Source organism: Alistipes putredinis DSM 17216 (assembly GCF_000154465.1).
In the GTDB taxonomy this organism is placed as follows: domain Bacteria; phylum Bacteroidota; class Bacteroidia; order Bacteroidales; family Rikenellaceae; genus Alistipes; species Alistipes putredinis.
The window spans coordinates 107545-129278 of the sequence record NZ_DS499579.1 but is presented as its reverse complement, the minus strand read 5'-3'; the positions used below and the strand labels follow the sequence as shown (position 1 = coordinate 129278).

Genomic DNA, 21734 nt, shown 5'->3' with positions numbered 1-21734 from the left:
CGGTGTTCACGCGAACATCCGATCCCATTTTGACATCTTCTCGAAACCGCCCCTATCAAAGCGCCCCTTCTATCGATCGCTTCCGGGACGTACCCCTTTCCGGCACCGGATCATTCGGTATCCAGAGAGTTCCCGCAAACGGTAATCAGCTCCCGCCCCGAAACCGAATTGGAATAGATCTGGATCACCTTGCTGAAAGTGCCCGGTTCGTTCTTATGCGGTTCATAGACCACACGGATCACAGCAGTTTCGCCCGGTGCGAGAGGGCGCTTGGAGTGGCTCACCTTCAGGCACGAGCAGGTAGTCTGCGCCCTTACTATTACTAACGGAGCAGAGCCGTCGTTCGTATATTCGAACTCCCAAACCAGATCGCCGCCCCAACGGGGTACGCTCCCGAAATTATGGAACGAACTCTCGAATTTCAGGTGCGCTCCCTCGTATTGCTGGGCGCCGGCCCCGAGCCATGCAAGGCACGAAGCCGCAATCAATAATATCGTACGTATCATTCGTGTCGTTTTCGCAGCCATCGTCCGCTGCTGTTATCGCGCCTTCAGTCGATGCGGTGCAACGTCGCACGGCAAACCGGATTGGCAGCGCATTCCAATCTATTCCAACGTAAAGACATAGGTAATCGTTCCGGTCTGCATCAAACTCTCGCTGGATGAAAACCGAGCTTTGCGGGCCGCTTCGACCGCCGCATCGACCAGCCGCTTGCTGTTGGTCGTCGATCCCTGCGCCCGATAGGAGGCGTATGTCACCCGACCGGAAGCATCGACAGTCACATCGACGACGACCTTGCCGGACTCATTGCCCGGATAGGAAGGCTTGGGCAGCTTTCCCACCACCGAGCGCCCCGAAAGGTCGTAGGCAATGCCCGAATCGCTCTGGCCCGTGCCGTCGTGACTGCCTTCCGGCGCCCCCGAAAGGTCCCCGGCGTTACCCTCGCCCGCAGCAGGCCCCTCCGACGTGGAAGTGCTCCCCGCCGTGCGGCCCGGGAAGAGCGCCCGACGGTTTACCGTGCGGGGTTGTTCGGCAGGCTGCTGCGCGTCGCTGCGCTGCGGAGTTTGTCCCGGAGTCTCCCGCTCGCGGGGTTTCTTCTCCGGCTGCGGTGTCTGCACGGCGATCTCCTCCCGCTCGCTGGTCACGTACTCGACCTGCTGCCGCGACGCTTCGGCCGCCGCCTGCTGCGGCGGTGCCTGCACATCGGTAGCCGACAGGTCCCGGTCGCCCAGACCGGTTTCGGTCGTCCCGAAATCGATCAGCAACCCTTCGCCGGGAAGCAGCTCGTCCCGCCCCATATCGAACGACACGAACAGGAAAGCCGCCGCGATCGACAGCGCATAAAGCAAAGCTGCGAGGCTCGCCCAACGACGCGCGTTCGATTTATCGTTATTCGGATCGTAATAATACATCGGTCAATTCTCACAAGGAAAACACCGCAGGGCGGCATTCCCCGGGTTTCACTCTATTCGGGCGAGGTAGCCGCGATGAGCGTAAAATTGTTGGCCTTGGCCATGCGCATCATGGCCACCACTTCGTCGAAAGCCACCGACTTGTCGCAATGCAGCGAAACGGTAGGGTTCTCCTGTCCCGCCAGCCGGGACTTGAGGGCTTTCTCCACGCCCTCGCGCGAGCCGACGTTTTCCGTCTCGACATAATACCTGTATCCATGTCCCGTATCCTGGATCGAAATCGTCGTCATCGCCTTGTCCTTCAACTGATTCGAACTTTTCGGCAGAATCAGCTTGATGGCATTGGGGTTGATGAGCGTCGTAGCGATCAGCATGAACAGCAGCAACAGGAAGATCAGATCGGTCATCGAAGCCGACGAAAACGACTTATCGACCTTGGATCCGCGTTTGATTGCCATAACAGATTACTTTTGAACGGGTTGATTCAGAATATCCATAAAGGCGATCGAGTTGGCCTCCATCCGGAAAACGAGCTTCTCGATGCGGGCCACCAGGTAGTTATAACCGAAGTAGGCCGGAATACCGACCAGCAGACCGCCGACCGTCGTGATCATCGCCACGTACATACCGCTCGAAAGGAGCGACATATCGACCGTACCGCCCGCAGCGGCCATATCCATAAAAGTCTGCACCATGCCGACCACCGTACCGAGAAAACCGATCATCGGGGCGCCGCCGGCGATGGTCGCCAGGATCGGCAGGTTGGTTTCGAGCTTCGACACTTCGAGGTTCGCCACGTTCTCGATGGCCGACTGCACGTCACTCATCGGACGACCGATCCGGCCGATACCCTTTTCGATCATACGGGCGATCGGCGTATTGGTCTTGCGGCAAAGATCGACCGCAGCAGCGACCTTGCCGTCCAAAATATAATCTCGGATGCGGTTCATGAAATTCATATCGAACTCCGACGCCTTACGGATCGCCATGAAGCGCTCCACGAAGATAAAGATCGTGAGTCCTCCCAGAATCAACAAAACCCACATCAGCCATCCGCCGCTCATAAACAACTGCCAAAGTCCCATGCGGGTCTGCTCCGCGACAACGACCGCATCTGCGGTCTGCAACAAACTAATCATAATCTTTTTGAGTGAATTAAATTTATTTTATTCGAGTTTTACTTTTTCCGTATCAATCCCGCTCCAAGTCGTATTCAGGCTCCGGCGGATCTTCCGGCAGAAGCAATTCCTGCCGTTGGGCCTCTTCCGCCGCACGCCGGGCCTGCTCCTCGCGGCGGGCCTGACGCTTTTTCTGACGTTTCTTGTTGGTGAAGCGGTCCCGAATACGCTGTTTCAGATCCTTGAAATTATTGAAATCCTCCTTATAGGAGATCCCGATACCGGTTTCCTGCAGGCCCTGGTTCTCGTCGAAACGATCGATGGTCTGCGTGAACGCCTTCAGACGCAGGTTGCCCGACTTGTCGATCAGCCACGTCACATGCGCTTCGCCCATGAAGTTGGAAACATTGTTGCTTACGGCCTGTTTGTTGTCGATGATGTAGTTGCCTTCGACCTCGACCAGCAGACGGTTGTTGATCAAATTGGTGGAGAAGCCGAAATCCACCTCGTCACCGGTCATTTCGGAGCCTGCCCGGTAGTTCAGGATGATCCGGTAATCATCTGTCGAAAACCAGTTGGTAAGCTGGTTGGTAAGCATCTCCAGACCCGTTGCCACACCGGAAGAAGCACCGATATTGGCACTGCCGGAATTGCTGAAAGTACCCAGTGCGACCAGCGAAATGAACTGCTGCGCCTGGGCTTCCTGCGTATTGAGCACGCTGGCCACCGCAGCCTGCGTTTCTATATCTGTAACGGGCACGACCACGCTGAAATCCAACTGCGGGTTGCTCAAACGACCGCCGATATGGATCTTACAATCAACCGGCACCGAACGGTCCGAAATCCGGGAACCGCTCTGGTCGTCGTCCGAAGAGGCGGTTACAGTGTTCAACAGAGGCTGCAACGACGTTTTGAGCTTATAGACGGCATTGATGTCGAGCCGCGCATCGACAGGCTCGCCCGTCCACTGAATCATCGAACCGCTCTCGATGATGAATTTTTTAGTAATGATATTCTGCAATGAGAAAAGAAAACTGCCTTCGATGAGCGTATAGTCGCCGTACATATTGAAGATACCGTTACCCGGATTGATATGCAGGTTGAGCATACCGTTGCCACGACCTTTCAGGGCACTGCCGACCGTCGGGTCGATCACCAGTTGGAAAGCGGTATTGTCCTGCACATTGAGAGCCATCGTAATATCCATCGTGCTGCCTGCGGCTTCCTTTTTACGCCCCTGCTGCTGGAAGAGCAGCTTCTTGCGCACCAGATAGTCGGTCGTATCGATCTGTTCAGGGGTGACGAACGTAACGAAATCGGCCGTTTTCGCATTCGACTGTCCCGACAGAGGCATATAAAATTCGGAATCGCCTTCGGTGGTAGCCACGATGTCCATTTTCACACCGCCCTTGCTGCCCGCGATCGTCGCCGAACCCGAAGCGAAAATCCGGCCGTAGAACAGGTCGTTATCCTTCGAAGTGGTATTGAGCACCATCAACTCTTTCGGCAGCACTTTCACCGAATAGGAGATATTGGACAAATGTTCCAGATTGAGGTCGATCGAGAAAAGGCCCTCGTTCTTCTCCGGATCGTACAGCGGCACGCCTTCGGCGGTCAAATGGTTGTTCCTAACTTCGATCACGGCCCGGGGCATCGTATAAGTCACCTGCGTGAAGTCCACCGTCGTGGTGAAATCACGCACGGCGATCTGTCCGGAAAGAGTCGCCTCCTTGCCGCTGCCGCGCAGGGCGATATCGACGTCGGCATTGCCGCCCGTCTTCTCGATCACCCCCTTCAGCAAAGGATCGAGCGCCGAGAGTTCTACCGAATCGAGGGTAGCCCGGGCATAATAACGCTTTTGCGAAGGGGCGTAAAAGCCCCGGACGAGGGTATCGAGATTTTCCCGCTGCTGCACCAGAATACCCGCACGGTTTTGTACGAAATCCCACCGGGAGCGCAGCCAGATCGCCGGAACGGCGAGATCGTTGATCGAAATACTGTCCACGACGATATCGGCCTGCACCTCACCCGCCCCGAGTACCGCTTTCATCGTCGCAGAGCCATTGGTACGACCGTCCACACGGTAGCCCATCGAGGAGGTGAATTGCGAGAAAGGCGCCAGCTCGAAATTATGCAGCGTTAATTGCACCGAATCCTGCAAACGGCGCGACGCGACGCCGTCGAGCAGCAGTTGCTGTCCGGCATTGACCATTCGGAAACGATCGATGCGTATCCGCGACGTATCCGCCGTGATACCGTCCGTATAGATATTCCACGTCTTTTCTCCCCGGCTGATGTACGAAGGAGTCAACCGGAGATCGATTCCCTTACCTGCCGGCCCGCGCCCGTGAGCGAATTCCGAACGGAATCCGATCCGACCGGAAACATCGTCGAGGGTATCCGCGAAATCGGTGATTAGTTCCAGCTTGTTATCCTTGGCACCGCCGCTCATTCCGACACGGCTCATATGGAAGCCATTCAGATAAAGATCCTTGGTCGAAGCCGCGAAAACGAGCGAGTCGCCCCGGTTATGAGCATCCAGATTCAGACGCGTCACCAACATTCGGCCCCGCTCGATATAATCCGAAGCCGCTTCGAACGAAAGTTTGTCGTTCGCCGGATTGATTCGCAGCTGCAACCGCGACCCATCCGCGATCTGCAGCCCGGAAGAGACGGCATTGACCAGCGGATTGATCTTCCGGACATTGACCGTAAGTTGGGAATATCCGTCGGCCAACTCTACCGTATCGGGATGCTGCGCCTGCCAGCCGGGACCGCCGTCGAGCATCGGAACGTAATCGCGGAAACGCTGTTGCAGATAGGTGAATACTTCTTTATAGGAGGTCTTCCCCTCGTAGTCGGCATCGACAAAATCGGAACGCAGACGAATAAACTTGTCCGACAAGCTGTTCCGCCCCACGATCACAACGCTGTCGGCCGCGAGTTCGCGGTCGTTATAACGATAGGATACATCACGGACGAAGATTATTCCGTTCAGGTCGTCGAGCGTACGGCCGACGGCACGCGCAGCGATCCGGGCGGCAAGCACCGACACCGAATCGCGGCGATTGATCCCCAAAGCCGCCAGATTCGCCTCCTCAAGGTCCAGCGCGAAATCATAGCGAGGCATCCGCTCGTCGTTCAGGTCTAGCAGGCCTCTGAAATCGAACCGCAGGTTCCTGTCCCGGGCTTCGATCAGTCCGTTGAACTCCCGGTTCACCAGGTGCCCCTTCATACGGAGCGAATCGTAATCGTATCCGTTGATCCCCAGTCGCAGGATCTCGCCCGACACTTCGGCGTCGGAGTGTTCCGAGCTGAGTTCGCCGTTTACATGCACATTCAGAGAGAGGGGACCGAGCAGATCGTTTTCCAGCAACTCGCCCAGTTGCAGACTGGACGTTTTCACGTCGCCCAGCACACCGCGACAGCCGTCGCGCAGCGAGCTCACCTGCAACCGGCAGGTCGCACCGCCGATCTCGGTCGCCAGCGCAGCATCCGCAGCAAAGGCCGTGAGCGTTCCGTCGAATTTGCCGGTAAGACCGATTTTGCCCGCATTTTTTGCAATACGCAGCACCTCGTCGGGCAAATTCTTGCCTGTGAGGGCAGCCGCCAGCCGATCGACATCCGCCGCCGAAGTCGTCAGCTCGGAAATGTCGGCCTTAAAATGCCCCTTTCCGACATCGGGCAGTCCCTGCGCCGCGAAATCGACCGACAGCTTCGTGTCGGCTCCCGTGCGGACCGAGCGCAGCGATCCCGACATATCGGCCACAGGACCGCTCACATCAGCATTCACGTCGGTCAGCGTCAGGTGCCAATCCTTCATTTTGGGCGAGAAATAGGCGATGTCGTCGGACGACAGCGTCGTATTGACGACCTGCGCCGTAACGTCCACCTCCTCGACGAAATTCTTGTAAAGAGCCCAATCCAATCCGATCAACGAAAGCGAAGGCAACTCGATATTCGACTTCGCCGTCCGGATGTGTCCCTCCCGGATATCGATACAGCCGTTGGCGATACAAAGACAGCCCGCCAGGTCTTCGACTACAAATCCGCTGCGCTCGCGCATCGCCAAACGCCCGATGTCGGTATGGATCACCGGACCGTCAATGGTGAAATTCTTCAGTTCGGCCCGAATGTCGATCAGGTGCATATCGGCGAAATCCACTCCGTACGACGGATTGCGGTGCTCCAGCCGTTCCATGCAGAAATCCAGCCCCTCCGTTTCCAGGCGCTCGATCTCCAGCCTGAATTTTCCCTCCGCCCGGGCCTTGTCCTTTTTGGAGAGTTTATCGACCACCTGCTTGATGTTCATCTCCCCGTCGGGAGTTTCGCGCAGGCAAAAACGGGCGTCCGACAATTCGGCCCGGCTGAAAACGAGCCCTCCCCCGAACAGGCCGAGGCTCTTGATCCGGGCATCCAGACGGCCGGCATAAAGCAACGTATCCCGTTGGAAATCCTCGACATAGAATCCGTCGAGCGAAACGCGGTAAAACAAGCCGATATCCACCCGGTCAATACTGATGCGGGTACCGAGCTTGCGGGAGATTATTTCCGTCGCCTCCCGAGCGACGAAATTCTGAGCGGCAGGAATCTCGAACAACAGGGCGACCAACAGAGGCAGAAAGATCAGCGCCAGCACGATCGCCGACACCATCTTGGCCAGTATGTTCACTATCCTGCGCATTATCCGACAAAACCGTTTTTAATAAATTGCAAATTTAAGCAAATTTCGGGATTTAACATCCGGCAGACCGGATATTTATCGTTAAAAGTCACCGTTCGAAGAACTTGCCGCCACAACCGGCAAAAATCCGCGTCCGATACGACACGGAACCGCAAACCTGCTGCCAATCATGTTCCGACGCTTTTCCGAAACCCGAACAAAGACCCGGCATCGGCCACCGCCCGATAATAAATACGGACATCGGCGAATCATTTCGGATTTTATTCCGTATCTTTGTTTTCATTTAGATACTCCGCCTCGGCAAAACACAATAAATTTGCTTTTGCGCTCGGCTTATTCGTATCTTTGACATAGTCTTGGATAGGATGCGCCTCGAAAAAATGGGAACTCGTTCCCATTTTCTCTCGGCTTTCACTATCTTTGTAAAGTTTTTTTTGCCACACAAAAACCACATGGACATCACCATTTTAGGCATAGAATCCTCCTGCGACGACACTTCGGCCGCAGTCATCCGCGACCGGACACTCCTGTCGAACGTAATCGCTTCGCAGGCCGTGCATCAGAAATACGGCGGCGTCATTCCGGAACTGGCCTCCCGAGCTCATCAACAGAACATCGTTCCGGTGGTCGATACGGCCCTGAAAGAGGCTGGCGTCACCATCGACAAGATCGACGCCATCGCCTTCACGCGCGGGCCCGGTCTGCTGGGATCGCTTTTGGTCGGCGTATCGTTCGCCAAGGGACTCTCGATCTCACACGACATTCCGCTGGTGGAGGTCAATCATCTGCAGGGGCACATCCTCTCCCACTTTCTGGACCTGCCCGACCGACAGCTTCCGCACCCCGACTTTCCGTTCCTCTGCCTGCTGGTCAGCGGAGGACATACCCAAATCGTAAAAGTGGACGGTCCGCTCGACATGCAGATCGTCGGCACGACGATCGACGACGCGGCGGGCGAAGCGTTCGACAAGTGCGCCAAAGTCATGGGGCTGCCCTATCCGGGCGGGCCGGTGATCGACAAACTGGCCAAGGAGGGCGATCCGCACGCGTTCCGCTTCGCCAAACCCCGCATCGAGGGTTTCGACTACTCGTTCTCGGGACTCAAAACCTCGTTCCTCTATACGTTGCGGGACGAAATGGCCGAAGATCCGAATTTCATCGAGAAAAACAAAGCCGACCTCTGCGCCTCGCTGCAGACGACCATCGTGGAAATTCTGCTCGACAAGCTCGTAAAAGCCTCCAAGGAGTACGGGATCCGCGACATCGCCATCGCAGGCGGCGTATCGGCCAATTCAGGGCTCCGCAACGGCATCACGGAGGAGGGAAGGAAACGGGGATGGCGCACCTTCCTGCCCGAATTCAAGTTCACGACCGACAACGCCGCGATGATCGCCCTGGCAGGATACTACCGCTACATGAACGGCAATATCGCAACCCTGGACATCGCACCCGTGGCACGGCTCGAGGAGCTCGAACTGACCGTCGCACCGACAGCGGAACAATAACAGAAATACAAACTGTCCCGACCCTACATACAATATTTTTACGGGCACCCGGGATCCAAAACTTACAAAAAGCTCCACTCTCCCCGCACAGAGCCGCCTTTCGGGAAAACCTGAAACCGATCGAAACATCCGCTCAAGGAGAAACTTACGAAAAAGCCGAATCGACAAACGATACGACACGATCGGCGGGCACGACGTACGGAGAGAAAGGAAAAATATAAATTCAAAGCAACTTTAACTATGAAAACATTGAAAATCGGCGATCTGCTGGCCCGTCTTCCCATCATTCAGGGCGGTATGGGCGTAGGCATCTCCCTCTCGGGACTCGCATCGGCCGTAGCCAACCAAGGCGGTGTGGGAGTGATCTCCTCGGCCGGACTGGGCGTCATCTACCGGGAACACTCCAAAGACTACAATACGGCAAGCATCTGGGGCCTGCGCGAAGAGCTGCGCAAAGCCCGTGAAAAGACCAAAGGTATCATCGGCGTCAATGTCATGGTGGCCATGTCCAACTTCGCAGACATGGTCAGAACGGCCATCGCAGAGAAGGCCGACATCATCTTCTCGGGGGCCGGTATGCCCCTCAACCTGCCGTCGTTCCTGACCAAAGGCAGCAAGACGAAGTTGGCTCCGATCGTTTCGTCGGCCCGAGCCGCCAAGCTCATCTGCGAGAAATGGCTCGCCAACTACAAATACGTTCCCGACGCGATCGTGGTCGAGGGACCCAAGGCCGGCGGACACCTGGGCTACAAGCCGGAACAGATCACCGACGAACACTTCTCGCTGGAGCGGCTGCTGCCCGAAATCGTTTCGGAAGTCCGTCGTTTCGGCACGGCGCACGACACGCACATCCCGGTCATCGCAGCAGGCGGCATCTACACGGGCGAAGACATTTATCGCATCATGGAGCTGGGCGCCGACGGTGTCCAGATGGGCACGCGCTTCGTCACCACGGAGGAGTGCGACGCCTCGACGGAGTTCAAGCGGAGTTACATCGAAGCCTCTCAACAGGACATAGAGATCATCCAAAGTCCGGTGGGTATGCCGGGGCGGGCCATCCACAACTCTTTCCTGGAACGGGTGAAACAAGGGTTGAAACAGCCCAAAAGCTGTCCGTTCAACTGTATCAAGACCTGCGACGTAACCCACAGCCCCTACTGCATCATCATGGCCCTCTACAACGCCTTCAAAGGCAACCTGTCGGCAGGATACGCTTTCGCCGGCGTCAATGCCTGGCGAGCCGAAAAGATCGAGAGCGTGAAAGAGCTGATGACGAACCTTATCGACGAATTCGACCGTTTCAGCCTGAAAAAACAGTTGGCGAAACTGAAAAAATAACGTTCGATAAAAGTACAAAATCCGTATGACACCTTCCGGTATTGCATGCCGAAAGGTGCTCATTTTCCCCTATCTCAATTTTTAGAACCTGCTCGAATTTTATGTAGAGATTATTTGAAAGCTGTTTTCGAGTAGATTCTTTTGGGGAGGTTGCGTAAATAGCGAACTATTTTCAGCACCTGCTGAAAGAAGATGCAGAAAAGAGGTTCAAAAAAGCCGAAACATTTTCTCTCGGCCAATGTCTAACTCATTTATAAAATTCAAAACAGACTCTTAAACGGAAATCGTCCGCCCCGGCTTTTTATACGGCGCAGACACACGAATCGATCTGCTCCCAATCCAATCTAAAAAGACGTAACACAATGAAAATATGAATAATAGTCTTTTATTTCCGCAATGAACAGAATACATGCGGTATAAAAAACGAAGCCGTTTGTTTTATCCTCCCCTCATTTTCACTACCTTTGCGCCACCATTTTTCAACCTTAAAATTAACCTTAAAATAAAAATTCGGAGATGATCGAATTCAGACCCGCACTTCTCACATCCCTGAAGCACTACTCCCGGGAGAAATTCACCGCCGACCTCATGGCCGGCATCATCGTCGGCATCGTGGCCCTGCCGCTGGCGATCGCCTTCGGCATCGCATCGGGCGTTTCACCGGAAAAAGGCATCATCACGGCCATCATCGCCGGCTTCCTCACATCGGCGCTCGGCGGCAGTCGCGTACAGATCGGCGGCCCCACAGGTGCATTCATCGTGATCGTCTATGGCATCATCCAACAGTACGGCATCGAGGGACTGACCGTCGCCACGATCATGGCGGGCGTATTCCTGATCCTGCTGGGACTCTTCCGCCTGGGGACGATCATCAAATTCATTCCCTACCCGATCGTCGTCGGTTTCACCAGCGGTATCGCCGTGACGATCTTCACCACGCAGATCAAGGATCTGTTCGGCCTCACGACCCCCGAAATGCCGGGCGACTTCGCCGGGAAGTGGATGGTCTACTTCCAGAATTTCGGGACGATCGACCTCTGGGCAACGGCCGTAGGCGTTATCAGCGTCGCCATCATCGCCCTCACGCCCCGCTTCTCGAAAAAGATACCCGGTTCGCTGATCGCTATCGTCGTTATGACGCTGGCCGTCTATCTGCTGAAACGCTACGCCGGAATCGACTCCGTCGAAACCATCGGCGACCGATTCACGATCAACTCCCAACTGCCCGACGCGGTCATCCCCGCCCTCTCATGGGAAGGGATGAAAGGACTGCTGCCCGCAGCTATCACCATCGCCGTACTGGGCGCCATCGAATCGCTGCTGTCGGCAACGGTCGCCGACGGCGTGACGGGGGACAAGCACAACTCCAACCAGGAACTCGTGGCCCAAGGTATCGCCAACGTGGTGACGCCTCTGTTCGGCGGCATTCCCGCCACCGGAGCCATCGCCCGCACGATGACCAATATCAACAACGGCGGCCGCACGCCGGTCGCAGGCGTCATCCATGCCGTCGTACTGCTGCTGATCTTCCTGTTCCTGATGCCGCTGGCGCAATATATCCCAATGGCCTGCCTGGCAGGCGTGCTGGTAGTGGTATCGTACAACATGAGCGAATGGCGCACGTTCCGGGCTCTGATGAAGAATCCCCGCTCGGATGTCGCGGTGCTGTTGGTCACCTTCCTGCTGACGGTCATCATCGACCTGACGGTGGCCATCGAAGTCGGACTGGTACTCGCCTGCCTGCTCTTCATGCGGCGCGTGATGGAAACTACCGACATCTCGGTCATCCGCAACGAAATAGACCCCGGTAAGGAGTCGGACCTCGAGTCGCACGAAGAGCACCTCATCATCCCCCGAGGCGTCGAAGTATATGAAATCGACGGTCCCTACTTCTTCGGCATCGCCAACAAATTCGAGGAACAGATGGTGCAGCTCGGCGACCACGCACAGGTGCGGATCATCCGTATGCGAAAGGTCCCCTTCATCGACTCGACGGGCATCCATAACCTCACGAACCTCTGCCGCATATCGCAACAGGAAAATACCCGCATCATCCTTTCGGGCGTCAATCCCAAAGTACACGAAGTCCTGCACAAAGCGGGATTCTACTCCCTGCTGGGCGAGGAAAACATCTGCCCGAATATCAATGCGGCGCTCCGACGGGCCAAAGAACTGGTTGTCGAACCGAAAGAGAAATAGCTTTCCCGCAAAACAAATCTACCCAGGCTCCGCAAAGCGAGTGCAAAACAAAAATACCGTATCGATTGGTATCGGCAAGGGACATGTTAAGATGCGGGGACCGGATAAATCCGGTCCCCGCATCTTTTTTACATCGGAGAACAACAATAAACAACGCCTCTTTTTTTAAGCGCACCAACAAAAACCGTTACTTGCGCGTATAATATTCGACAAGCATCTCATCATTGCCTTCATCATAAATCCATTTCATCTCCGAAACGGTTATTTCGGCCCGGCAGCTCTGTTTTTCGATCCCGTCGTCCGTCACCAACACTCCCGACGCTTCATCATAAGAATAAGTCCCGTCATAATACTCTTCGGGCGGGAAATCGTAATAACGAAAAGTCCCGTCTTCCCGAAATACAGCGATCATCTTATCCTCGTCCTCCACAGCCGTAAAACTGTCGATCATTTTTCCATTCCGATAATACTCGTTCTTCTGAAACACCCATTCTCCGACGACCGATCCGGACTCGCCGTTCGGTTCGTCTTTTTCATCGGAACAGGCTGCGGTCAAACAAGCCAAAACCCACAGGCTGGCAAAAAACAGTTTTTTCATTGTCAATCGCTATTTAATTTGGTCATATACTTTTCCACCTCGAACGGCACTAATCCCCTGTCGTATCGAGCACAAAGCAAAATAAATACTTCACTGATATTCTTTTTACCAGTTTACCGGGCCTTATACCTCGTTAATATTCTGAAAATCCACGAGCAATTTCTTCAATAAAATATCATCAACCAATAACTACTTGTCAATAAAATCCTTCCAAACATCCGCCAGATCGAATTTCATTTTCATCGGAATTTTCCGCCCGTCAGGGTCTTCGACCGTCAAATTGAAATGAAGGATACAACTTTTGACATCGAATGCAGTAAAACCTTTGGTTACGGCATCGTCGTCATAAATCGACATGACAACCTCAAAGGACTTCGTTTCTTGCGGTTTCCACGGATTATCGAAAGAAACATTAGGAAACATACATTCGTATCTGGAAAACATCCCCTCGTCTCTTCTCAAAACGTACTCTTTATTAAAGTAAAAGGAAACCCATGCAGCCAATCGGTCGCGGATGTAAGGTTCCCCAACCCAATCTTCTCCTGCGATATATTCTTCATAAAATTCAGCGTCGATAAATGTGCTTTGCGACACATTCCGGAGGTCGGCTTTGAAAGTGAATATAACTTGATCCCAACGATCGAGTTCGAATTTACACAGGTAAGGTTCGACAACGATCGGTTGCGATTCGCGTCGTTTCAGCTCTTCCAATTCGCGCCGTTGAGTCAATTCGAGCGTATTCTTAAAGTTGGAAATCATCGTCCCAGCCAGTTTATCCGCCCCGGAACGTAACGTTTTGCGGGACTCGAGGCGCTTGCTCTCCATATAGTGCGGTTATGCTGAATGCATTTCCGAAATTTATTTCCGTCCCGGACGAAATAACAAATACGAAGGATTGAGGTTTTTCAAAGATCAATTGTCCCCATTCACTTTCGAGCAATAACCCGCCATCGGATGTTCTGTCAGGTTTACTTCTATCTTGTGCGAAAATTATTTGCTCGGCATTTGATGAATACGGAGATTCCATTACGTAATAGATGGAAACAAATCCTGTTTGATCCGCTTCGGAGATAATGATGCTTTTCATCGGATCATTTGAATCGGCAAAATCATACGTTCCTTCGATACGCAAATCCGAATTACAAGAGATGAAAGGAACGACGGTTAAATATAAAATATACCTATAGATAAAAGATTTCATAATTTTATTGCCACATAAATATAAACTACAATGGCCAATAAAATAATAGAACAGACAGTCCCCAGATACAAAATAAACGGAATTTCTACTTTGACTTTCTGTTCGACCCGAGCTATCTCCAAACCGTCTGCCGTATGTTTCGGCAACTCGTCGAATCCACCTTTAACCAGCCCGCATTTCGGACATACAGTCAATCCGTCCGGCACGGAATTTCCGCAGTTTTGACACTTCCAGCGATCTTCTATCATACAATCGAATTTCTTGCTGACAGGCGCCGATTCAACCCATTTACAAAAAAGAAAAGCGTGGAACTGCAATATCTGATATTTGAGAAGTCGAATAAAGTCGAAAATGAAAAAAAGAGCTAAACAAGTGCAAATATAACCTCTAATATTCAATACTTTATGTGGTATCAGATTCGGGAATGACTTTTTAATTTGTCTTAATTCGTTGCAAGTTTCTTCGGGATATATGGGAACATATTCGGGAATTTATTTACCTTTGTCATGTAATCAAAAAGGTACAGCAAATGAAAATTTCCGTCTATCTGAAAAAATGTTCCGCGACCACTTCAAACATCTGCTTCCGGGTACGGGAGAAGAACGTGGACATCAAAGTGGTTTCCCCCATCGCGGTCCATGACAAGTATTGGGATACCGATACCTTATGTTACAGGCGAACGACTGCCGTGACGGCCAATGAACAGAAGCGGGTGCCCGAACAGATCGCCGCCATCATCGAGAGAGCGGAAAAGACCTTCTCGGAGAAGGCTGACGGCAAATGGATGAAACAGGTCATCGAGGATGTCCTGCATCCCGCGCGGGCTTTCGAGCGTGATCACCCGAACCTGCTCCACCGTATCCACGAGTACCTGGAAAAATATGACGGCGCGGAAAGAACCAAGGAGCACATCGCCCGCTTCGAGCGAACGATGACCAGGTATCACGAGTTCCGGCGTGAATTATTGGGCGATACTGACTTCACTCTCTTCGTTGAAACTGTCACCTTGGGGCAGATGAACGACTTCAGGGAGTATGTCACCAACGAATACCTGTTCCGCCAGGAGTATCCTGACTTTTATACTCCCCGTATGCTCATCAACCACAAGCCCAAGCCTCTATCCAACACAACCGTCATCAATATCATGAACCTTTTCTGCACGTTCCTGCGCTGGTGCAAGAGAATGAAGTATTCCGATAACGAAGTCTATGCTGTTTATGGCTGCAAGGAGCCGACCTACGGCGACCCGTTCTACCTCACATCGGAAGAGAGGAATGTCCTGTACGACGCGGACCTGAGCGACTGCCCGAAACTGGCTGTCATCCGGGATATTTTCGTGTTCCACTGCTATGTCGGTTGTCGTGTCGGTGATCTCTACAGGATGACCAAGGAGAACATCAAGGACGGTTTTCTGGAGTATATGCCTCAAAAGACCAAGAAGTGCCAGGCGAAAACCGTCAGGGTTCCATTGCATGAAAAGGCGGTCAGAATACTGGAACGCTATAGCGGGAATACCGGCAAGCTGCTTCCCTTCAAGCCCATCAACACTTACAATCTGGGGATACGGGAACTGCTGAAACATTGTGGCATTGACCGTGTGGTCACCATTCTTGACACGCACGGCTACAACACCGTACAGAAGCCCTTGTACGAGGTGGCCAGCAGCCACACGGCACGCAAGACCTTTGTAGGCAATCTGTACCGGCAGGTTCCGGACCCCAACCTGATAGCCTCCATGTCAGGCCACGTGGAAGGCAGCAGGGCCTTCCGGCGTTACCGGACGATAGATGATGACATGAAACGAAAACTTGTTGAAATGATAAACTGAGGAGGATATATACATGAAAGTAACAGCATTTATCAGAAAGACATCGGCGAAAAACAACGTGACGGATCTTGCCCGAGTCTATTTCCGTGTCCGGGATATCGGTGGTGTGGACATAAAGGCCGCGAGCGAGCTGTCCATCAACCCGAACCATTGGAGCCCGGAGAGGCAAGGCTACAAACCACGTGTGGCTCTTGTCTCGGAAGAGAAGAAGAACGCTTTCGACAGGGATATCCAGCAAATCACCCACCTGATTACCAGGGAATACAGCCGTGGAGTTGACGGGAACTGGCTCAAGGGACTGATAGAAGAATACCATCACCCCAACATCAATGCAAGGGGCGGCAACAAGGCAGAGGAATACCTGTTGTCATACCAGATACAAAAATATGCTGACGAGACCCCACTCGCGTTCGAGAGCCGGAAACATCATCTTGACAATCTCAACAAGGTACTCCGTTACGAGCGTTTCCGCCATGAGGTCATGCACCAGAGGGGCTTCCATCTTTGCATTGACTCCATCACGGCAGATGACATAAGGGATTTCAAATTCTGGCTGCAGGAAGAGCACAAGTATGTTGACATGTATCCCGTGTTTTACCAGAACGAGGTCTGCCGTAATGTCGAGCAGGTACGTTCCGAGAACAGCATGTCGGGAAGCCTGTACCGCGTACGCACCGTCATCAAATGGTGCATCAAGCGTGGCCTTACACGAAATAATCCTTTCGACCAGTACCAGATCGCACAGCCCATGTACGGAGACCCGTTCTACCTGACACTTGAAGAACGTGACAAGGTATATTATGCCGACTTAAGCGGCATGGGTGCCAGCTATCCGGTCTATCGTGACATCTTCATGTTCCAGTGCCTGATCGGCTGCCGTGTCAGTGACCTGAACCGGCTGACCAAGGCGAATATCGTGGACGGTTGTGTGGAGTACATTCCCCAGAAGACCAAGCTGGAGCACGCGGGCACGGTACGGGTCCCGCTTAACCAAAAGGCTTTGGATATACTAGAAAGGTACAAGGACCTGGAAGAAGCGCTGCTCCCGAGATTCTCGCATTTCGGCTACAACAAGAAAATAAAGGAGATTCTCAAATACGTGGGAATTGACCGTATGGTCAGGGTGCTCGACCCGAAGACGCGCGAGGATGTGGCAAGACCATTGTACGAGGTGGCCACCACCCACACAGCGAGGAAGACTTTCATCGGGAACCTGTACAAGCAGGTCAAGGACCCGAACCTGATTGCCTCCATGTCCGGGCACTCTGAGGGTAGCCGTGCCTTTGCCCGGTACCGTAAGATAGACGATGAAATGAAGAAGGAGCTGGTAAACCTTCTGGATTGACCGTTTCTTTTTCCACCTATCCTTTTATATCCACCGATAATGCAATATGAATATGGACGAGCAGAAGTTGACATACGAACAATTCAAGGAGGATATTCTCCAGTGGAAGAACACGCACCGTGAAGAATACAACCGCTTCTCGCGCCTGATGACAAACGGTGACGAGAGGCAGTATCTTGCCATCTGCAAAGCCATATTCAGGCAACTCCCCAGTATCAGGCGGGAATGGGAATTGTCCTGGAACGATGACAGCACGGATGGCCTTGCAAATATAGGCATGCAATTCGCGGAGAACGCGGTACCCGGGCAGATCGTGGAGCTGTACAGGAAACAGAGGGAGGAAAACAATCCTCTGCCCGACAACATTCCACCGGTCACATTCTGGGGCAGGATAAAGTCCTTTTTTAGCGGCAAATCTTCCAAGCCGGGTGTCACCCTTTCGGCACCGCTCGTGTTGAGCTGGCTGTATTATGGAAAGAGCTTCGAGGCGATGGTTTCCATGATAGAGAAACAGATGAAGAATCCGAAAGCTGACAATGCTGACAGGCAGGGCTGTTCCCTTGTCGTCAAGCAGATAATAAACGTATCCATCAGGAACGGTTTCCGAACCCGGGCAGACTGGGACAGGTATTTTGCCATGAACAGCGCCATTGAAAAAGGCTATGTCGGCGAATGGGCCTTGCAGACCATCACGGCTGACATGGAAACCGATGAAGAAAGCAGGGATACGATTACAACTCGGGCCGAAGACAGCGTCAGGGAACCCGTTGTACAACGCGTGGCCGGAAAGAAAAAAATCCAGGAACGGCCACTTGCCGATTATCTTGATCACGAGAACAAGGAAGTTGTATTACAACATATCCGCGACTTTATTTCCGTCAATACAAGTGCCATTCATCAGGCATTACCGTTCTATGTATTGAAGGAACTCGATCTGGTTGCCGGTATGCATACAGCCAAGGAGTACAGCATGGGGCTGACATTGCAGTTCCCGGATTTGCCGTCATTGAAAAGCGAGAGCGCCATACGGCAGTCGGTCGGGTTCCTGAGAACGGCAAAACACGTTATCAAGGACGGCAAAGACCAGATGGCACCCCTTATAGAAAGTGACGATAACCGGGAACTGTTCCGGAAATTGGCACAGGCTATCAGTAATATCCCAGGTACAGGCACGATGACCATTGCATAGAAATAAGGCCAATTATAACCTTTTCACGTTGTCACACGGACTTATATTGTCATGATAATTTAAGACAAATCACTATATATCAATTACTTTTAATTCATGTATAGTTTTGCACCGTCAATCCTTTCCCGAGGGCTGGCGGTGCTTCTCTTTTATAAGCCATCGGAAGCGGGGCACCAGGGAACTTTTGAAGATGGTCGTCACAAACTTCAAAATTGATATTTATGATTACCATAGAGAGTCTGGTCGAGCAGGGAGCGAACGTGAAACTGGAAGTCACTCCCGCTGACCTTAAAATGTTCGCTGAATCCATCGTGCAGCGTACCATCATGGCGCAACAGGAAGAACAGAGAGCCGCGATACTGCGTGAAGCGGAGGAGACTTATCTCAATACAAAACAGGTCCGTGAGTTGCTGAACGTGTGCGAGGGCACGCTCAACCTGTGGGCGAAACGAGGCTATCTCGTACCGGTCAAGGTCGGTAACAAGAACATGTATGCCAAGTCCGATGTACGCCGGGTACAGACAGGCAACAAGTCCGAGAGTGTAACATCCTATTGCAAAAGAAAAAATGTGTGATATGGCAACCGGCAGGCTTGAACTGTGTAACAGAATCCGCATGGAGGCGGAGGATATTGAAAGAACGGGATTCCCGCTGGAGGTCCTGCCCCAAACCGTGCAGTCTGTCATACTCGATATGGCCACATACGAGAACTACAAGATCGAGTTCACCGCGACGGCCATGTTGTCGGCTGTATCCGCGGCCCTGGGAGGCGCATACCGTATCCGCATCAAAGGAGACTGGCAGAGCAGCGGAGCGTTGTACGTCATTCTGGTAGGCAGGCCCGGACTGGGCAAGACCCCACCGCTGGAGGCCGCATATCGCCCGATCCGAAAACGTGACTATGCCCTTTTCAAGGTTTACGAGGCAGAACTGGAGGCATGGAAAGCCGCGGGAGAAAACGGGAAGAGACCTGTCCTGAAACGTACTGTAGTCTCTGATTTCACTCCCGAGTCGCTTTTACTGACCCACCACCACAACCCGAGAAGCGTGGTCATTCTGGTGGACGAGATCATGGGCATGTTCAATTCCGCCAACCGTTACACGAACGGGCAGCTCATAGAACAGCTCCTGACTGCATGGAGTGGCGGGGCATTGGATGTTACCAGGGTAAACTCCCCAGTTCCTGTACACATCGAGCATCCATGTATAAATATCATCGGGACCACGCAGACCAAGCGTGTACACGAGCTTCTGAAAAAAGGTTTCGAGGAAAACGGGCTGCTTGACCGTATCCTGTTCGTGATGCCCAAATCCCCCAAACTTTCATCCTGGAAAAACCGGGACGACGATGGGGAAAGGACATCCCTCGCTGCAGCCCGTTGGGAGAATATATTGAACAAGGTCCTTGCGTTGGACTATGACACCGAAGCGGAAGAAAAAATACCCCATGTGCTGTCCATGGACGGGGAGGCCAGGGAATACTTCTTCTCCTGGTGGAACAGGAAAGTGGAGCGTATCAACCGGATAGAGGATGATGCCGAGGTGGACAGCCGGGAAATGAAACATCCGGCTCATGTAGCCCGTCTGGCATTGATAATTCAGGTTTTGCGCCACGCGTCCGGTGAAAGTCACCTGCAGTTTATAGATGTATCATCGGTGAAAGCCGCCATACGGCTGAACGACTATTTTGAGGAATCATACACGCGTATCCGTTCTTTCGTGGCGAATGACACCTGTGAAGACCCTCCCAAGGTGCTGCTGTCTATGTTGCCTGATACCTTTGATACAAAAACAGCAATAATCATTGGAAAGGAACGGCAGTGCGTCAGCGAGCGGACTGTCATGAATTACCTGAAAGAGTTATGCCACAGCAGGCTTCTCCGGAAATCAAAAGCCGGACATTACGAGAAAATCATGTATGATAAATCTGGAAAATCCAATGAAAACAATAATGAATCATCCCCACGAAACTGCAACGGATGATCCCTTGTTGCAGCCTGCAGTCTTTGCAGTTTTGCAGTTTCGAGGACTGAAAAGGGGAAATTCCTGCAGGACTGCAAGAACTGCAAACTGCAAATGGTGGTATTCATTTGCAGAAACACATAACCGACAACATTATGAACGAATATAGATTCCATCTTCAAAAATACAAACCGGGCAGCAAGACCGTCTGTCCGGGGTGCGGAAGGAAGTCCTGCTTTACCCGTTATATCGACGAGGCGGGAGAGATTTCTTTCCCGGGATACGTGGGTAAATGCGACCACATCCACAGTTGTGGCTATCACTATTCCCCGAAAGAATACTTCCGGGACAATCCGTCAGCAAGGGAAACATCGGCTGGCCATAAAATGAACGGCAGTGCATTCGCGACAGTAAAGTATGTAGCAAAACAACCGCCAACAGAACAAGAACCGGAGATTTCTTATCTTCCCTATGATTGGGTGGAGCAATCCATGCGCGGGTACGACATCAATCCTTTGTACCGTTACTTCACCAAAGTGGCGGGAAAGGAGGAAGCCGGCCGGTTGTTCCATGTTTACAAAGTCGGCACGTCAAGGATGTGGAACGGTTCGACCGTGTTCTGGCAGATAGATGTCAGGGGTAACGTGCGTGCAGGCAAGATTATGGGCTACGATGCCGTAACCGGGCACCGGATTAAAGAGCCTTTCAGTCAAGTCAACTGGGTCCATTCTGTAAGAAAAGTGCCGGATTTCCACATGAAGCAGTGCCTGTTCGGTGAACATCTGCTTTCGGACACTTCCGCTGCCATGTCAGCCAAGCCTGTAGCCATTGTCGAAAGCGAGAAGACGGCACTGGTTGCCGCCCTGTTCATCCCTGATTTTGTATGGCTTGCCACCGGGGGAATGCACGGCTGTTTCAACAGCGAGGCCATGCAGGTATTGAAAGAACGTGAAGTGATCCTTTTCCCCGATCTCAAGGCAACCGACGAATGGCGGCAACGACTGTCGATGCTGGAGACTATCTGCAGGCGTGTCACCTGTTCCGACCTGCTGGAAAAGATGGCGACCGATGAACAGCGTAGTCGGGGACTGGACATCGCCGACTTCCTGCTGATGGAGGACACGCCACAGATGATTCTCGCGAGGATGATACAACGCAATCCAATGTTGCAGAGCTTCATCGACACCTTCGGACTTGAACTGGTGGATGCAGGGAAGATCGAATGAAGGAGAATCAATGGACAGCTCGCTGTCCCGTGAAAATGGGGTTGTAAAATCCCGTAGCTTATTAGGGCATTTTCACTGTCTCCGCTTCGCGTCCGGCAGTCAAAAAGCCCATAAGCCGGGGAATTCCTC

Annotated in this window: 18 protein-coding genes; 9 read left to right on the top strand and 9 right to left on the bottom strand. The window is 52.8% G+C overall.

The window, feature by feature from the left end; all coding sequences use genetic code 11:
• Window positions 1-110: 110 nt before the first annotated feature.
• The 5 genes from ALIPUT_RS06475 to ALIPUT_RS06455 form a co-directional block, all read right to left on the bottom strand.
• Window positions 111-506: a DUF1573 domain-containing protein gene (locus ALIPUT_RS06475; protein ID WP_147554469.1), complete on the bottom strand. Its 396-nt coding sequence runs from the start codon at window positions 504-506 to the stop codon at window positions 111-113.
• 99 nt (window positions 507-605) lie between these two features.
• On the bottom strand, window positions 606-1412 hold the full coding sequence (locus ALIPUT_RS06470) for a TonB family protein (protein ID WP_004328985.1): 807 nt from the start codon (window positions 1410-1412) through the stop codon (window positions 606-608).
• Between the two features lie 53 nt (window positions 1413-1465).
• Window positions 1466-1870 (bottom strand): ExbD/TolR family protein, encoded by a 405-nt coding sequence (locus ALIPUT_RS06465; RefSeq protein ID WP_004328984.1) that lies wholly within the window; start codon window positions 1868-1870, stop codon window positions 1466-1468.
• A 6-nt stretch (window positions 1871-1876) separates the two neighbouring features.
• Window positions 1877-2551: a MotA/TolQ/ExbB proton channel family protein gene (locus tag ALIPUT_RS06460; protein WP_004328983.1), complete on the bottom strand. Its 675-nt coding sequence runs from the start codon at window positions 2549-2551 to the stop codon at window positions 1877-1879.
• A 52-nt stretch (window positions 2552-2603) separates the two neighbouring features.
• Entirely contained in the window at window positions 2604-7214 is a 4611-nt protein-coding gene (locus ALIPUT_RS06455) for a translocation/assembly module TamB domain-containing protein (protein ID WP_004328982.1), read from the bottom strand.
• Between the two features lie 452 nt (window positions 7215-7666).
• Between ALIPUT_RS06455 and tsaD the strand changes: the two genes are divergently transcribed.
• From tsaD to ALIPUT_RS06435, 3 genes are all read left to right on the top strand, one after another.
• Complete coding sequence (gene tsaD, locus ALIPUT_RS06445; protein WP_004328979.1) at window positions 7667-8719, top strand: tRNA (adenosine(37)-N6)-threonylcarbamoyltransferase complex transferase subunit TsaD; 1053 nt, start codon at window positions 7667-7669, stop codon at window positions 8717-8719.
• Window positions 8720-8959: 240 nt separating this feature from the next.
• Entirely contained in the window at window positions 8960-10057 is a 1098-nt protein-coding gene (locus ALIPUT_RS06440) for an NAD(P)H-dependent flavin oxidoreductase (protein ID WP_004328977.1), read from the top strand.
• A gap of 516 nt (window positions 10058-10573) precedes the next feature.
• Window positions 10574-12256, top strand: coding sequence for a SulP family inorganic anion transporter (locus ALIPUT_RS06435; RefSeq protein ID WP_004328975.1), 1683 nt, complete (start codon window positions 10574-10576; stop codon window positions 12254-12256).
• Between the two features lie 187 nt (window positions 12257-12443).
• On the opposite strand, the gene ALIPUT_RS06430 is transcribed toward ALIPUT_RS06435, so the two are convergent.
• From ALIPUT_RS06430 to ALIPUT_RS12780, 4 genes are all read right to left on the bottom strand, one after another.
• Window positions 12444-12854, bottom strand: coding sequence for a lipocalin-like domain-containing protein (locus tag ALIPUT_RS06430; RefSeq protein ID WP_004328973.1), 411 nt, complete (start codon window positions 12852-12854; stop codon window positions 12444-12446).
• A 189-nt stretch (window positions 12855-13043) separates the two neighbouring features.
• Window positions 13044-13679 (bottom strand): hypothetical protein, encoded by a 636-nt coding sequence (locus ALIPUT_RS06425; protein WP_147554468.1) that lies wholly within the window; start codon window positions 13677-13679, stop codon window positions 13044-13046.
• Complete coding sequence (locus tag ALIPUT_RS06420) at window positions 13627-14055, bottom strand: hypothetical protein (RefSeq protein WP_004328971.1); 429 nt, start codon at window positions 14053-14055, stop codon at window positions 13627-13629. Before ALIPUT_RS06420 ends, ALIPUT_RS06425 begins: the two co-directional genes overlap by 53 nt.
• A complete protein-coding gene (locus tag ALIPUT_RS12780) occupies window positions 14052-14303 on the bottom strand; it encodes a zinc ribbon domain-containing protein (RefSeq protein WP_147554467.1) in 252 nt (83 codons plus the stop codon). Before ALIPUT_RS12780 ends, ALIPUT_RS06420 begins: the two co-directional genes overlap by 4 nt.
• A 281-nt stretch (window positions 14304-14584) precedes the next feature.
• On the opposite strand from ALIPUT_RS12780, the gene ALIPUT_RS06410 reads away from it, so the two are divergent.
• From ALIPUT_RS06410 to ALIPUT_RS06385, 6 genes are all read left to right on the top strand, one after another.
• On the top strand, window positions 14585-15883 hold the full coding sequence (locus ALIPUT_RS06410; RefSeq protein WP_004328969.1) for a site-specific integrase: 1299 nt from the start codon (window positions 14585-14587) through the stop codon (window positions 15881-15883).
• A 13-nt stretch (window positions 15884-15896) separates the two neighbouring features.
• Window positions 15897-17228: a site-specific integrase gene (locus ALIPUT_RS06405; RefSeq protein ID WP_004328968.1), complete on the top strand. Its 1332-nt coding sequence runs from the start codon at window positions 15897-15899 to the stop codon at window positions 17226-17228.
• A gap of 46 nt (window positions 17229-17274) precedes the next feature.
• A complete protein-coding gene (locus ALIPUT_RS06400) occupies window positions 17275-18417 on the top strand; it encodes a DUF6043 family protein (RefSeq protein WP_004328967.1) in 1143 nt (380 codons plus the stop codon).
• 221 nt (window positions 18418-18638) lie between these two features.
• Window positions 18639-18992, top strand: coding sequence for a helix-turn-helix domain-containing protein (locus ALIPUT_RS06395; protein WP_004328966.1), 354 nt, complete (start codon window positions 18639-18641; stop codon window positions 18990-18992).
• Window positions 18985-20400: a DUF3987 domain-containing protein gene (locus tag ALIPUT_RS06390; protein WP_004328965.1), complete on the top strand. Its 1416-nt coding sequence runs from the start codon at window positions 18985-18987 to the stop codon at window positions 20398-20400. Before ALIPUT_RS06395 ends, ALIPUT_RS06390 begins: the two co-directional genes overlap by 8 nt.
• 134 nt (window positions 20401-20534) lie before the next feature.
• Window positions 20535-21605 (top strand): DUF6371 domain-containing protein, encoded by a 1071-nt coding sequence (locus ALIPUT_RS06385; protein WP_004328964.1) that lies wholly within the window; start codon window positions 20535-20537, stop codon window positions 21603-21605.
• Window positions 21606-21734 lie beyond the last annotated feature (129 nt).

Bases quoted from the DNA above. Each gene is read 5' to 3' on its own strand.
- ALIPUT_RS06475 (WP_147554469.1), bottom strand. From the start codon at position 506: ATGATACGTACGATATTATTGATTGCGGCTTCGTGCCTTGCATGGCTC.
- ALIPUT_RS06470 (WP_004328985.1), bottom strand. From the start codon at position 1,412: ATGTATTATTACGATCCGAATAACGATAAATCGAACGCGCGTCGTTGG.
- ALIPUT_RS06465 (WP_004328984.1), bottom strand. From the start codon at position 1,870: ATGGCAATCAAACGCGGATCCAAGGTCGATAAGTCGTTTTCGTCGGCT.
- ALIPUT_RS06460 (WP_004328983.1), bottom strand. From the start codon at position 2,551: ATGATTAGTTTGTTGCAGACCGCAGATGCGGTCGTTGTCGCGGAGCAG.
- ALIPUT_RS06455 (WP_004328982.1), bottom strand. From the start codon at position 7,214: ATGCGCAGGATAGTGAACATACTGGCCAAGATGGTGTCGGCGATCGTG.
- tsaD (WP_004328979.1), top strand. From the start codon at position 7,667: ATGGACATCACCATTTTAGGCATAGAATCCTCCTGCGACGACACTTCG.
- ALIPUT_RS06440 (WP_004328977.1), top strand. From the start codon at position 8,960: ATGAAAACATTGAAAATCGGCGATCTGCTGGCCCGTCTTCCCATCATT.
- ALIPUT_RS06435 (WP_004328975.1), top strand. From the start codon at position 10,574: ATGATCGAATTCAGACCCGCACTTCTCACATCCCTGAAGCACTACTCC.
- ALIPUT_RS06430 (WP_004328973.1), bottom strand. From the start codon at position 12,854: ATGAAAAAACTGTTTTTTGCCAGCCTGTGGGTTTTGGCTTGTTTGACC.
- ALIPUT_RS06425 (WP_147554468.1), bottom strand. From the start codon at position 13,679: ATGGAGAGCAAGCGCCTCGAGTCCCGCAAAACGTTACGTTCCGGGGCG.
- ALIPUT_RS06420 (WP_004328971.1), bottom strand. From the start codon at position 14,055: ATGAAATCTTTTATCTATAGGTATATTTTATATTTAACCGTCGTTCCT.
- ALIPUT_RS12780 (WP_147554467.1), bottom strand. From the start codon at position 14,303: ATGATAGAAGATCGCTGGAAGTGTCAAAACTGCGGAAATTCCGTGCCG.
- ALIPUT_RS06410 (WP_004328969.1), top strand. From the start codon at position 14,585: ATGAAAATTTCCGTCTATCTGAAAAAATGTTCCGCGACCACTTCAAAC.
- ALIPUT_RS06405 (WP_004328968.1), top strand. From the start codon at position 15,897: ATGAAAGTAACAGCATTTATCAGAAAGACATCGGCGAAAAACAACGTG.
- ALIPUT_RS06400 (WP_004328967.1), top strand. From the start codon at position 17,275: ATGAATATGGACGAGCAGAAGTTGACATACGAACAATTCAAGGAGGAT.
- ALIPUT_RS06395 (WP_004328966.1), top strand. From the start codon at position 18,639: ATGATTACCATAGAGAGTCTGGTCGAGCAGGGAGCGAACGTGAAACTG.
- ALIPUT_RS06390 (WP_004328965.1), top strand. From the start codon at position 18,985: ATGTGTGATATGGCAACCGGCAGGCTTGAACTGTGTAACAGAATCCGC.
- ALIPUT_RS06385 (WP_004328964.1), top strand. From the start codon at position 20,535: ATGAACGAATATAGATTCCATCTTCAAAAATACAAACCGGGCAGCAAG.